This is a genomic window from Streptomyces sp. S3(2020) (genome assembly GCF_013044505.1).
In the GTDB taxonomy this organism is placed as follows: Bacteria; Actinomycetota; Actinomycetes; order Streptomycetales; family Streptomycetaceae; genus Streptomyces.
On sequence record NZ_JABERD010000004.1, the window covers coordinates 49,835 to 62,371 of the forward strand.

The 12,537-nt window shown below is 70.8% G+C and carries 11 protein-coding genes; 7 read left to right on the forward strand and 4 right to left on the reverse strand.

Going from position 1 to position 12,537, the window contains the following annotated elements:
- Window positions 1-3: 3 nt before the first annotated feature.
- Entirely contained in the window at window positions 4-1,602 is a 1,599-nt protein-coding gene (locus HLK59_RS02680) for an FAD-binding protein (RefSeq protein ID WP_171139536.1), read from the reverse strand.
- Between the two features lie 364 nt (window positions 1,603-1,966).
- Between HLK59_RS02680 and HLK59_RS02685 the strand changes: the two genes are divergently transcribed.
- From HLK59_RS02685 to HLK59_RS02700, 4 genes are all read left to right on the forward strand, one after another.
- Window positions 1,967-2,800 (forward strand): fumarylacetoacetate hydrolase family protein, encoded by an 834-nt coding sequence (locus tag HLK59_RS02685; protein ID WP_171139537.1) that lies wholly within the window; start codon window positions 1,967-1,969, stop codon window positions 2,798-2,800.
- Window positions 2,797-3,759 (forward strand): acetaldehyde dehydrogenase (acetylating), encoded by a 963-nt coding sequence (locus HLK59_RS02690; RefSeq protein ID WP_171139538.1) that lies wholly within the window; start codon window positions 2,797-2,799, stop codon window positions 3,757-3,759. Before HLK59_RS02685 ends, HLK59_RS02690 begins: the two co-directional genes overlap by 4 nt.
- On the forward strand, window positions 3,756-4,772 hold the full coding sequence (gene dmpG, locus HLK59_RS02695) for a 4-hydroxy-2-oxovalerate aldolase (RefSeq protein WP_171139539.1): 1,017 nt from the start codon (window positions 3,756-3,758) through the stop codon (window positions 4,770-4,772). The genes HLK59_RS02690 and dmpG overlap by 4 nt, the downstream gene beginning before the upstream one ends.
- A gap of 215 nt (window positions 4,773-4,987) precedes the next feature.
- The gene (locus HLK59_RS02700) at window positions 4,988-5,788 is read left to right on the forward strand and encodes an IclR family transcriptional regulator (RefSeq protein ID WP_240982156.1); all 801 of its coding nucleotides are present in this window, start codon (window positions 4,988-4,990) and stop codon (window positions 5,786-5,788) included.
- Window positions 5,789-6,015: 227 nt separating this feature from the next.
- Here the strand turns inward: HLK59_RS02700 and HLK59_RS02705 are convergent, their stop codons facing one another.
- Together HLK59_RS02705 and HLK59_RS02710 are read right to left on the reverse strand one after the other, a co-directional pair.
- The gene (locus HLK59_RS02705; RefSeq protein WP_171139540.1) at window positions 6,016-6,786 is read right to left on the reverse strand and encodes an SDR family oxidoreductase; all 771 of its coding nucleotides are present in this window, start codon (window positions 6,784-6,786) and stop codon (window positions 6,016-6,018) included.
- Window positions 6,787-6,789: 3 nt separating this feature from the next.
- Window positions 6,790-8,322 carry a long-chain fatty acid--CoA ligase gene (locus HLK59_RS02710; protein ID WP_171139541.1) on the reverse strand — a complete coding sequence of 511 codons (1,533 nt, stop codon included), beginning with the start codon at window positions 8,320-8,322 and terminating at the stop codon, window positions 6,790-6,792.
- Window positions 8,323-8,492: 170 nt separating this feature from the next.
- Between HLK59_RS02710 and HLK59_RS02715 the strand changes: the two genes are divergently transcribed.
- The 3 genes from HLK59_RS02715 to HLK59_RS02725 all read left to right on the forward strand — a co-directional run bounded on the left by HLK59_RS02715 (window position 8,493) and on the right by HLK59_RS02725 (window position 11,593).
- Entirely contained in the window at window positions 8,493-9,281 is a 789-nt protein-coding gene (locus HLK59_RS02715) for an enoyl-CoA hydratase/isomerase family protein (protein ID WP_171139542.1), read from the forward strand.
- 97 nt (window positions 9,282-9,378) lie between these two features.
- Window positions 9,379-10,437 (forward strand): alcohol dehydrogenase catalytic domain-containing protein, encoded by a 1,059-nt coding sequence (locus HLK59_RS02720; protein ID WP_171139543.1) that lies wholly within the window; start codon window positions 9,379-9,381, stop codon window positions 10,435-10,437.
- A 1-nt stretch (window position 10,438) separates the two neighbouring features.
- Window positions 10,439-11,593: an acyl-CoA dehydrogenase family protein gene (locus HLK59_RS02725; protein ID WP_171139544.1), complete on the forward strand. Its 1,155-nt coding sequence runs from the start codon at window positions 10,439-10,441 to the stop codon at window positions 11,591-11,593.
- Between the two features lie 40 nt (window positions 11,594-11,633).
- Here HLK59_RS02725 and HLK59_RS02730 read toward each other — a convergent pair whose 3' ends face one another.
- Complete coding sequence (locus HLK59_RS02730; protein WP_171139545.1) at window positions 11,634-12,341, reverse strand: TetR/AcrR family transcriptional regulator; 708 nt, start codon at window positions 12,339-12,341, stop codon at window positions 11,634-11,636.
- Between the last annotated feature and the right edge of the window lie 196 nt (window positions 12,342-12,537).

Below are 12,537 nucleotides of genomic sequence, written 5' to 3' on the forward strand. Positions count from 1 at the left end.
ACGTCAGTCCGTGGTCCCGGCCATGTCCAGCACCGCCAGATACCCGAACGCGAGACTCGAACCGATCGGCGTGCCCGCGCCCGGGTACACGCGCCCCGACATCGCGGCCGCGGTGTTCCCGGTCGCGTAGAGCCCGTCGATCGGCCGCCCGTCCGGACGCAGCACGCGCGCGTGGGTGTCGATCTTCAGGCCGCCCTTGGTACCGATGTCGGACGGGACGATGGTCGCCACGTAGTACGGCGGCTCGTCGATGGGCAGGAGGATCGGGTTCGGCCACTCGGGCGCCGGCTTCGCGGGCAGGTTCTGCCGGGGGTCGGCCGGGAACGGGACGATGTGGTGGAACATCTGGTCCCACGGCGTCTCACCGCGGTGGAACCTCTCGTCGACGCCGGTCACGGCGTACCCGTTGAACTCCTCGACGGTCCGCTTCAGCGCGTCGAGCGGCACGTCGATCAGACGCGCCAGCTCCTCCAGGCTGTCGGCCCTCTTCAACGCCCCCGACGCCAGCCACTCCTCGGGCCCCGGGGTGGCGGGCGGGAAGCCGATGCCGTCCCGGTCCAGCTGCCGCTGGTCGAAGATCCAGTGGGCCGGAATGTGGCGCACGCCGGTGGTGTGGTGCAGCCGTACGATCTCGTGCGCGGCCTGGTCGTACGGCCGTGTCTCGTTGACGAAGCGTTCGCCCGCGCCGTTGACCCAGATGCCGCCCCGGGTGCCGGTGTGGAAGATGGGCAGGCCGTCCGGGTGGACCAGCCCCGGTACGAACCAGGCCTCGTCGAGCAGATCGGTGTCCGCGCCCACGGCGATGCCGGCCCGCAGGGCGTCACCCGTGTTGGCCGGGGCGCCGTCGGACCACTCTCCGGTGAGCGGGGACTGGTGCTTCTCGCGCAGCTCCCGGTCGCGCTCGAAGCCGCCGGCCGCGAGAAGCACGCCCCGCCGGGCCCGGAGCCGCAGTGGTTCGCCGTCGCTGACGACCTCGACGCCGACCACCCTGCCGTCCTCGACGATCAGGCTGTCCAGCGCGGTGTTCAGCCGCAGTTCGCCGTTGCCCGTCTCCAGGAAGGCGGACAGCGCCCGGCCGATCAGCGCACGGCCACCGCTGAGCACCGGCCCCTCGTCGAAGCCGAACCGCTCGGCGGGCAGCGACTCACGCAGGAGCGCCCTGTTCTCCTTGAGCTCCGCGGCCTCGACCGGCGCCGGGAAGATGGTGTGGCCCGTGGGGGACGCCCCCGGAGCAGAGGCGTAGTAGTCCGGAACCGGGCCGTGGACGAAGGACCGGAACCAGGGGTTCTGCTCCAGCTCGTCGATCAGCCGGGGCCCGGCGGCCAGATACGCGTCCTGGAGCGCTTCGCGCGAGGGGTCCTCGACGACACCGCGCAGGTACGTCCGTGCCTCCTCGACGTCGCCTCCGAGGCCGGCCCTGGTCAGCGGAGCGGAACCCGGGAACCACAGGCCCGCGCCGGAGTACGCGACGGTGCCTCCGACCCGGTCGGTCTTCTCGACGACGAGCGTGCGCAGGCCGCGTGACGCCGCCACGTACGCCCCGACCAGTCCTCCGCCCGACCCGACGACGATCACGTCGTAGGCATCCTCGTTGATGCTCATCCGAACCTCCTCATGAGTGCCGACGTTGTTGGTGGGGGGTGTGCGGGACCGCGGCCACAGACGGGCGACGTCGGGCAGAGGCGGACACCGCGGAGCTCGCCCGACACGGCTCCGGCGCGGCACACATCGGCCACGGTGACAGGCCGGCCGGGGTGTCCCGCACTCCCGCCGGCCTCGGCCTCCCGTCACCAGCCGTTCAGCAGTTCGCCGGACGAAGGTAACGAGTCCCGGACACGCGGCTGTTCGGCCATCTCGCTCAGCGAGACCAGCGCGGCGGGCGCCCGGTCCCGGTGAGCGGAACGCCCGCCGCCGTCGTGGCGCGCAGCCGCCCAGGCTGGGGACAGGCACGAACCAGAGGATGCGAATGACAGACGTTTGGGAACCGACGGTCGTCGCGCACCGTGAGACCGCCGTGGCCCGGGCCGCCGCACGGCTCACCCGCGCGGCCCGGGACCACCAGCCCTGTACGCCCGTACGGGACCTGCTCGGCGCGGCCGACATCAGCCTGGCGTACGCCGTGCAGCGACGGGTCGTCGATGAGCGGATCGCCGCCGGAGCACGGGTCGTCGGCCGCAAGATCGGGCTGACGTCCGAGTCGGTGCAGCGTCAAGTGGGCGTCGACCGGCCCGACTTCGGCGTCCTGCTGGACGACATGGACGTCACCGGAGCACCGGCCGTCCCCAGCGGGCGGCTGCTCCAGCCCAAGGTCGAGGCGGAGATCGCGTTCGTCCTCGCCGAGGACCTGGACGAGGACGCTCTCGACGTCGAGCGGGTCAGGTCGGCGGTCGGATACGCGGTGGCCGCGCTGGAGATCGTGGACAGCCGGGTGGCCGGCTGGGACATCGCGATCACGGACACCGTCGCCGACAACGCCTCCAGCGGACTCTTCGTCCTCGGACAACAGCGCGTCCCTCTCGCGGAGTTCACGCCCCGGGACGTGACCATGCGGCTGTTCGCCGACGGTGGGCTCGCCTCCGAGGGCGACGGCGCGGCCTGTCTGGGAGATCCGCTCGCCGCGCTGCTGTGGCTGGCCCGCACCGCCCGGGAGTTCGGCGACCCGTTGCGCGCCGGACAGGTCGTGCTCTCCGGCGCCCTGGGCCCGCTCGTCCCCACCCCGCCAGGCATCACCGTACGGGCCGAGATGTCGGGCCTGGGTTCGGTGACCGCGCACTTCTCACCCGAGGAACAAGCAGGATGACGAAGACCAAGGTGGCCGTTATCGGCTCCGGCAACATCGGCACCGACCTGATGATCAAGGTGTTGCGCCTGTCCGAGACCCTGGAGATGGCCGCGATGGTGGGCATCGACCCGGACTCGGACGGTCTGGCGCGCGCCGCCCGTCTTAAGGTGCCCACCACCCACGAGGGCGTGGACGGACTGATCCGTATGGACGGCTTCGACGACATCGGGATCGTCTTCGACGCCACGTCCGCGAAGGCCCACGTCGAGAACGCCAAGAGGCTCGCCCCCTATGGCAAGCGGCTCGTCGACCTCACCCCGGCGGCGCTCGGCCCGTACGTGGTGCCGACAGTGAACCTGGACGAGTACCTGGCCGACACCGGCCACGCTGTCGGCAACTTCAACATGGTCACATGCGGGGGGCAGGCGACCATTCCGATCGTCCACGCGGTCAGCCGGATCACCGCCGTGCCCTACGCCGAGATCGTCGCCTCGATCTCCTCCCGGTCGGCCGGACCCGGCACCCGGGCCAACATCGACGAGTTCACCGAGACCACCTCCGGTGCCATCGAGAAGGTGGGCGGTGCCCGGCGCGGCAAGGCGATCATCGTCCTCAACCCCGCCGAACCCCCGCTGATCATGCGGGACACGGTGTACTGCCTGATCGGCGACGCCGACCACGAGGCGGTCCGTGACTCCGTCGAGGAGATGGTGGCCTCGGTCGCCGAGTACGTGCCCGGCTACCGGCTCAAGCAGCAGGTGCAGTTCACCCCGGTCCCCGCCACGGACCCGATCCACACCCTGCTGCCCGACGACGTGCGGGAGCGGCCGACCACCAAGGTCTCGGTCTTCCTCGAAGTGGAGGGCGCCGCCCACTACCTGCCCGCCTACGCCGGCAACCTCGACATCATGACCTCGGCCGCACTGCGCGTCGCCGAGCGCATCGCCCGGCAACCGACCACCGAGGTGACCAAGTGACCGCCAACCGCAGGCTCTACGTGCAGGACGTCACCCTCAGGGACGGCATGCACGCCATCCGGCACCGGATCACGCCCGAGTTCGTGTCCAGGATCTCCGCGGCACTGGACCGGGCGGGCGTGGACGCGATCGAGGTCGCCCACGGCGACGGCCTGGCCGGCGGCAGCCTCAACTACGGGCCGGGCAGCAACACCGACTGGGAGTGGATCGAGGCGGCAGCGGACGCCATCGACCGCGCGGTCCTCACCACCCTGCTGCTGCCCGGCATCGGCACCATCGCCGAACTCAAGCGGGCCTACGCCCTCGGCGTCCGCTCGGTACGCATCGCCACCCACTGCACCGAGGCGGACGTGGCCGCCCAGCACATCTCCACCGCGCGCGAACTCGGCATGGACGTCTCGGGGTTCCTGATGATGGCCCACATGGCGCCCCCGGAGGCCCTCGCCCGGCAGGCCGGGCTGATGGAGAGCTACGGCGCGCACTGCGTGTACGTCACCGACTCCGGCGGCCGGCTGACCATGGACGGGGTACGCGACCGTATCCGCGCCTACCGTGACGTGCTGGATCCGGAGACCCAGATCGGCATCCACGCCCACGAGAACCTCTCCCTGTCGGTGGCCAACTCCGTGGTGGCCGTGGAGGAGGGTGTGACGCGGGTCGACGCGTCCTTGGCCGGACAGGGCGCGGGTGCGGGCAACTGCCCCATCGAGCCGTTCGTCGCCGTGGCCAACCTCCACGGCTGGAAGCACGACTGTGATCTGTTCGCCCTCCAGGACGCCGCCGAGGACCTGGTCCGCCCGCTTCAGGACCGCCCGGTGCGCGTCGACCGGGAGACCCTCACGCTGGGCTACGCCGGTGCCTACTCCAGCTTCCTGCGGCACGCGGAGACCGCGGCGGAGCAGTACGGGCTGGACGCCCGCACCATCCTGGAGGAGGTCGGCCGGCGCGGTCTGGTCGGAGGGCAGGAGGACATGATCGTGGACATCGCCCTGGACCTCACCGCCCGCGGCTGACGCCGACAGGATGTACCGCTGCCCGGAATCGTTCTTCCGGGGAGCGGTACATTTTTTTGTGCCCCCAGTCAAATAGACCGATCGTCCCAATTAATCGGTGCACGACTCTATCTCTGCGGCCCGGGGCATTGATACCTTGACGCCGGCGCCGAACTAGAATTGATTTCAGTTTGAGCAGAGAGGCACCGACGATGACGTCTGCCCTTCGCCTGAGCATGCGATCCTCCGAGGTCGACGGGCCCGCGCTGCCGCCGTCGATGATGGAGCGCGTGACGTTGATCATGGACCTTTTCGAAAGTCCGCAGACACACCTGACCCTGGAAACGGTTTCCCGCCGTACCCACCTGCCCCGCTCGACCACCCACCGGATACTCGACCAACTGGTCCGGCTGGACTGGCTGCGCCACACGGTGGCCGGATACACCCTGGGGACCCGTGCGCTGGGTCTCGGAGGCCGGGAGATCGGACACAGCGCGCTGCGCGCCGCCGCCGCACCGCACCTGCTGGATCTGGCGGTGCGGACCAGGATGGTCGTGCACCTGGCCGTGCTCGACGGGCCGGAGGTCTACTACCTGGACAAGGTGGGAGGCCGGGCGGCCGTGGACATACCGTCGCGGGTCGGCGGCAGGGCGGTCGCGCACTGCACGGGGCTCGGCAAGGCCATGCTCGCCTGGCTGAGCCCGGAGGATATCGACGCGCGGTACGCGCAGGCCATCGAGCGCCGTACCCATCACAGCATCGGCAGCCTCGACCAACTGCACCGCGAGCTCGGCCTGGTGCGCCGCCGAGGCGGGTTGGCGATCGAGCGGGGCGAGTGTTTCCCTCATCTCGGCTGCGTCGGGCTCGCACTGCGTGGGCCGGACGGGCCGGTCGGGGCGATCTCCGTGGTCGGGGACGGCCGCTCCTCGCTGGAACTCGTGGCTCCCCTGGTGGTCGGCGCGGTGCGGTCGGTCGCCGAGGACCTCTTCGGCACCTCCGAGACGTACCGCCGGGACACGCCGGACGTCTTCGCCTGAGCGCTCCGCTGGATGAGCGGTGATGTGCCGTCGTTCGGCTGCGGTGCCGTCGTGGCTGGTCGCGCCAGCGCGGCGGTAGCCGCACATCGATACGGCCCCGTGCCCCTTCGGGGCGCGGCCGAACCGCAGCGGACTTCGCCCGACCCGCTCAGCGAGAAGCCGCCCCGGTGCGAACAGGGGCGGCTCCGGTCGGACCCGGCCGTGTCAGTAGGCCGGTGGCGCGGTCGTCACCACGCCGTCCAGCCCCCGTCCACGGTGACGGTCGTGCCCGTCACGAAGCGGGAGGCGTCCGAGGCGAGGAACACCGCGGCGCCGCCCAGCTCCTCGGCGTCGCCGATCCGGCCCAGGGGGGTGCCCTTGACGATCCGCTCGCCCCAGCGGCTGTCCAGCAGGCCCGAGCTGAGATCGGTGCGGAAGTAGCCGGGCGCGAGGGAGTTGACCCGTACACCGCGGTCGGCCCACTCGACGGCGAGGGCCTTGGTGAGCGCCTCGACGCCGCCCTTGCTGGCCGCGTACGCCGCGATCCGTTCGAAGCCCGTGCTCGCGTGCACGGACGAGACGTTGACGATCGACCCGGAGCCCTGCTCCAGCATGACCTTGCCGGCTTCGCGGCAGCAGGAGAAGGTGCCCTGGAGATTGACGTCGAGCACCCGCCGGAAGTCCTCGTCGGTGACGTACTCACTGCGGGTGAAGTGCGGGCTGATCCCGGCACAGTTGACGACGGCGTCCAGTCGTCCGGTCGCCCCGGTGATCCGCCCGACCGTCGCGCGGACCGCGTCCGGGTCGGCGACGGAGCACGGCAGCACGAGCACCTTGCCGCCGTGCCCGGCGAGTTCGGACTCCAGGCTCTCCAGGTCGGCGCCCGTGCGGGCGGTCACCGCCACGTCCGCCCCGGCCTGGGACAGCGCGACCGCGATGGCCCGTCCGAGGCCCTTGCCCGCACCGGTCACCCAGGCGGTCCGGCCGTCGAGACGCAGATCGGTGTTGACGTCGGCCATGGTTCAGCCCTCCGCGGGGATGTCGCGCAGGGTCCGCTTGAGGACCTTGCCCGAAGGGGTACGGGGAAGTTCGTCGACGACGTCGAAGCGGACCGGGACCTTGAACTTGGCCAGCCGCTCCAGACAGAACTCCCGCAGCTCCTCGGCTCCGGCGCCGGCTCCGGGCCGGAACACCACGAAGGCGCGCGGGACCTCGCCCCAGCGGGGATGGGTCAGACCGACCACGGCCGCCTCCAGGACGGCGGGGTGTTCGTACAGGACCCGTTCGACCTCGGGGGTGGCGATGTTCTCGCCACCGGAGACGATCATGTCCTTCTTGCGGTCGTCGATGTAGAGGAAGCCGTCCTCGTCGAGGTGCCCGATGTCCCCGGTGTGGAACCAGCCGTCCTTGAGGGCGGCGGCCGTGGCCTTCTCGTCGCGCCAGTAGCCCGCGAAGACCTTCGGGCCGCGCAGCGTGATCTCGCCCAGCTCGCCGGCCGGGACTTCCTGGTCCGAGTCGTCGACGATCCGCACGCGCGTGTGGGGCACGGGGCGGCCGACCGACCCCAGTTTGGACAGCGAGTGCTCCCGGTCGAGGAAGGTGTCGCCGGAGACGGTCTCGGTGAGGCCGTAGGCGTCGGCGAACCAGGCGTTGGGGAAGGCGTTCATGACGCGGCGCAGGACCGGTTCCGGGGTCTTCTCGCCGCCGCCGAGGATGAAGCGGACGGACTTGGTGTCGTAGGACTCCCGGTCCGGGACCTCCAGCACCGCGTTGACCATGGCGGGGGCCAGCCACGCGTTGGTGACGCGGTGCTCCTGGATCGCGCGCAGGGCGCACTCCGGGTCGAACTTGCGCTGGAGCACCACGCTGCCGCCCGTGTACAGGACGCCGAGGGCCGGCATGTCCAGGCCGCCCACGTGGTAGAGCGGTCCGCAGACCAGCGTGGTGTCGGCCGCGGTCAGGCCGAAGTGGACGATGTGGGCCAGGTTCTTGGCCTGCACGTTCCCGTACGTGATGCGCACGCCCTTGGGCCGTGAGGTCGTGCCGGAGGTGTACATCAGGCGCTGGAGGTCGTCGGGGCCGACATCCACCGGTTGGACCCGGGCGCCCGGGTGCCGGTCGAGGAGCGCCTCGTAGCCGGTCCACCCGTCGGACGGGGGCTCGCCATCCACCAGGATCCGGTGCTCCAGACCGGTCAGCTTCGCGGCGATCCGGTCCGTCGGCCGCAGGAACTCCGGCTCGGTGACGATCGCCCTGACCCGCGCGTGATCCAGGATGTACGCCCACTCCTCCTCGGAGAGGCGGTAGTTCAACGGCAGGAAGACCGCCCCGACGCGGTTCACGGCGTAGACGAGTTCCAGGAACTCGGGCCGGTTGTAGAGCAGCAGTCCCACCACGTCACCACGCCCGACACCCAGTTCTGTCAGACCGGCGGCCAGCCGGTTGACCCGTTCATGGAGTGCGCGCACCGTCAGGCGGCGCTCCTCCTGCGTCACGGCCACGGCGTCGGGCCGCTGGGTGAGGTGGTAATCGAGGATGCTCGAGAAATTGTGCACGGCGACTCTCCGGCTCGGCGGCCGGGATTGTCCCGACCGGTCGGTTGCCCGCTACCAAGATTTAGTGTACCTCTTGGTCTATAAAACGTTGAGCCGCACTTTACGACGGAGCCCACTGGCCGACAACCATCCGGACGGGCCGAGTCGCTTCCCCCACCGAGGAGGGCCCCTTGCCTCGCATCCGCCTCGACACCGACGGCCCCGTCGTCACCGTTCGCCTCGACCATCCGCCCATGAACGCCTTCGACACCGCCCAACGCGCCGAACTGGCCGCCGCCGTGCGCGGGCTGGCGGACGACCGCGAGGTGAAGGCTGTCGTCCTCTACGGCGGAGAGCGACTCTTCGCCGCCGGGGCGGACGTCAAGGCGCTGGCCCTGATGGACTCCGAGGAGGTACGGGGCTGGAACCGGGCGCTGCAACGGACCTTCGACGAGGTCGCCCGGCTGCCCGTGCCGGTCATCGCCGCGATCACCGGGTACGCGCTCGGCGGCGGCCTGGAGCTGGCCCTCGCCGCCGACTACCGGGTGGCCGCCGACGACGCGCTCCTCGGCCAGCCGGAGGTGCAGCTCGGCATCATCCCCGGCTCCGGTGGCACCCAGCGGCTGACCCGGCTGATCGGGCCGTCGCGGGCCAAGAACCTGCTGATGACCGGCCGCCGGGTGGGCGCCGAGGAGGCACTGCGCCTCGGCCTCGTGGACGAGGTCGTCCCCCCGGGCGAGGCCTACGACAGCGCGCTGCGGTACGCCCGGCGGCTGGCCGAGGGGCCCGCCGCGGCCCTGGAGGCGATCAAGGAGGCGGTGGACCACGGCGCCGACAGCTCTCTGTCCGCCGGACTGGCGCTCGAACGGTCCCTGTTCACGGGGGTGTTCGGCACGGCAGATGCGGCCGGCGGCATCCGATCCTTCCTCGAACACGGCCCGGGCAAGGCCCGCTTCGAGGGACCCGAGCGAGACAAGTAGGCGGGTTCGGCAGCGCCCCGTAAGGGGCGCGGGGAACTGCGCGATCAGCCACGACGGCGCCGCAGCAAACGAACAACCCATAGAAAGGGGAGGGAAGATGAAGGCCTTGCGCTGGCACGGCGCACGTGATCTGCGGCTGGAAGAGGTGCCGGACCCGCCGGAACCCGGGCCGCACGAAGCCGTGATCGAGGTGGCCTGGTGCGGGGTGTGCGGCACCGACCTGCACGAGTTCCTCGAAGGCCCCCATATGATCCGCAGCGATCCGCACCCGTTCACGGGGGCCAGTCCACCGCTCGCCCTCGGGCACGAACTGAGCGGCACCGTGGTCGCGTTGGGCCGGGCGGTGCCCGGTGTCGCGATCGGCGACCGGGTGACCGCCGACCCCGTCTGGCGGTGCGGCGTCTGCTTCTGGTGTGTGCGCGGCGAGTACCACATCTGCCCCAGGAGCGGCTCGGTGGGCCTCGCCTCGCCCGGTGCCTTCGCCGATCGTGTCACCGTGCCGATCGCGGGGCTCACCCGGTTGCCCGGCAACGTCAGCGACGAGATGGCCGCCGTGGCCGAGCCGCTCGCGGTGGGCCTGCACGCGGTCACCCGGGCGGGAGTGCGGCCCGGTGACAACGTCCTGGTCGTCGGCGGCGGACCGATCGGCTTCGCCGTCGTCCTCGCGGCCCGCCTCGCCGGAGCCGCCGGGCTCTACGTGAGCGAGCCGCTGAAGGAACGCCGGGAGAAGCTCCTCGACCTCGGCGTCACGGAGGCCTTCGACCCGCGCGAGACGGACGTACGCCGGGAGCTGTTCCTCAGGACCGGCCGCATCGGCCCGGATGTCGTCATCGACGCCACCGGCGTCCCCGCGCTCGCGGGCCAGGCGGTGGCCACGGTCCGGCGCGGCGGCACGGTCGTGCTCGCCGGTGTCGGCCACGGCAACGTCGAGATCGACATGGGCCAACTCGTCTTCTACGAGCGGTCCGTGCTCGGCACGCTCGGCTACAACTTCGACATCCCCCGGGTGATCGACCTGATGAGCACCGGGCGTCTGGACGCCTCACCTCTGATCACCGGACGTTTCTCGCTCTCGGAAGGAGCCGGTGTCTTCGCGGACCTGGCGGCCGACCGCGCAAGGCACCTGAAGGTGCTGCTCACCCCGAAGGGACTGTGACATGGATTTCGACCTGCCGGAGGAGACGCGGGACCTGCAGGACATGGTCCGCGAGTTCGCGGCCAAGGAGATCGGCCCGAACGCGGCCGAGTGGTCGGAGAACGAGCAGTTCCCGACGCACATCTTCACCAAGCTCGGCGAACTCGGCCTGATGGGCATGCTGGTGCCCGAGGAATACGGCGGCGCGGGCTCCGACACCGTGTCCTACGTCGCCGTGATGGAGGAACTGGGCGCCGCCGACCAGTCGGTCGCCTCCTCCTGGAACGCGCACTCGACCATCGCCACCCTGCCGCTGCTGGCCTACGGCACGGAGGAGCAGAAGCAGCGCTGGCTGGCCCCGCTGGCCCGGGGCGAGGCCATCGGAGCCTTCGGTCTCACCGAGCCCGGCGCCGGCTCGGACGCCGCCGGCATCACCACCACCGCCCAGCGGCGGGACGGTGGTTGGGTGATCAACGGCACCAAGATGTTCATCACCAACGCCGGCACCGACATCAGCCAGGGCGTCACCCTGCTGGCCACCACGGGCAAGGGCGAGGACGGGCGGAAACGGTTCGCCACCTTCTACGTCCCGACCGGCACGCCCGGTTACAGCTGCGGGGCGAAGCTGAAGAAGCTCGGCTGGCACGCCATGGACACCCGGGAGCTGGTCTTCGACGACTGCTGGATCTCCGACGACCACCTCATCGGCGAGGAGGGGGGCGGGCTGCGCCAGTTCCTCTCCGTCCTGGACAAGGGCCGGATCAGTGTCGCCGCGCTCGCGCTGTCCCTGGCGAAGGCGGCGCTCGCGCTGGCCGTCAAACACGCCACCGAGCGGCATCAGTTCGGCCGGCCGCTGTCGTCCTTCCAGGCGGTGGCGCACAAGATCGCCGACATCGGCACGGAGTTCGAGGCCGCCCGCTGGATGGTCTACCGCGCCGCATGGCTCGCCGACCAGGGCCGCCCGTACGGCAAGGAGGCCGCGATGGCGAAGCTCTACGCCTCCGAGGTCGCCAACCGGGCCGCTTCCCAGGCGGTGCAGATCCACGGCGGCTACGGCTATGTGCGGGAGTCGGAGATCTCGCGGTTCTACGCCGACGCCAAGATCCTGGAGATCGGCGAGGGCACGAACGAGATCCAGCGGGACGTCATCGCGCGGGCGCTGGTGAAGCAGTTCTGAGACGCGGGGGCCCGCGGTGTGCGCCGCGGGCCCCCGCGCCTCAGCTCGCCAGCGAGGTGGGCCCCCACCCGGCTTCGGGATCGAGCGGCAGATCGGGGCGGTCGCGTTTGAACGCCTCCGCCTCCCGCTCCACGTCCGGCAGGACGGCGCCGGGCGCGCCGAACCCGCGCAGCAGGGTGCCGCAGTACTCCCGCGACAGGAACGCGGCGTCCCACCGGCCGCCCGGCTTCGCCCACTGGTAGGTGTGGTTGTGCAGGTTGAGGAACTGGAGGGTGGCCACCCGCGGATCGACCGCGCGGAAGGCGTCCTGCTCGATCGCCTCCGTCAACAGCCCCTTGACCACCCGCTCGAACTCGGCACGCTGGCCCAGCAGGGCCTTGAGCGGGGCGCCGGTGAGGCTGCGGTAGTCGTGCTCGTACACCCAGATGTGGTCGAGCCTTCGGAAGATGATGGTCAGCAGTGACTCCGAGAGCAGCCGCAGCCGTACCAGCGGATGGGCGTCGAGTGCCGCGATCTGCCGGGCCCGGGAGAGCAGGGGCGTCATCACCCGGGACTGGATCTCGATCAGCAGGTTCTCCTTGGAGTCGATGTAGTAGTACAGCGCTCCCTTGGCGAGCCCGACCGCCCGGCCCAGGTCGTTGACGGAGGTCGCCGCATAGCCCCGGCGGGCGAACAGCTCGGCGGCCGTGTCGATGATCTTCTGGCGTCTGACCTCGAAGCCCGGTCCGTGGCCCGGTGGTCTGGGCATTGCTTTTCTCCCCGCCTGATGTGTCGAAGCGTCATTACGGCATGCCCGTCCCCGTATCCGGACGGCTATGGGCAGTCCGGGGGGAAACGGGCCCGGGACATCGTTTTCTGTTGTGCTGGAATCAGTTTGCTAGACCAGACGGTACATTAAAAGTACGACTCAGGCGGCGCGGCGATGTGCTGCCCGTGCGAGCAAT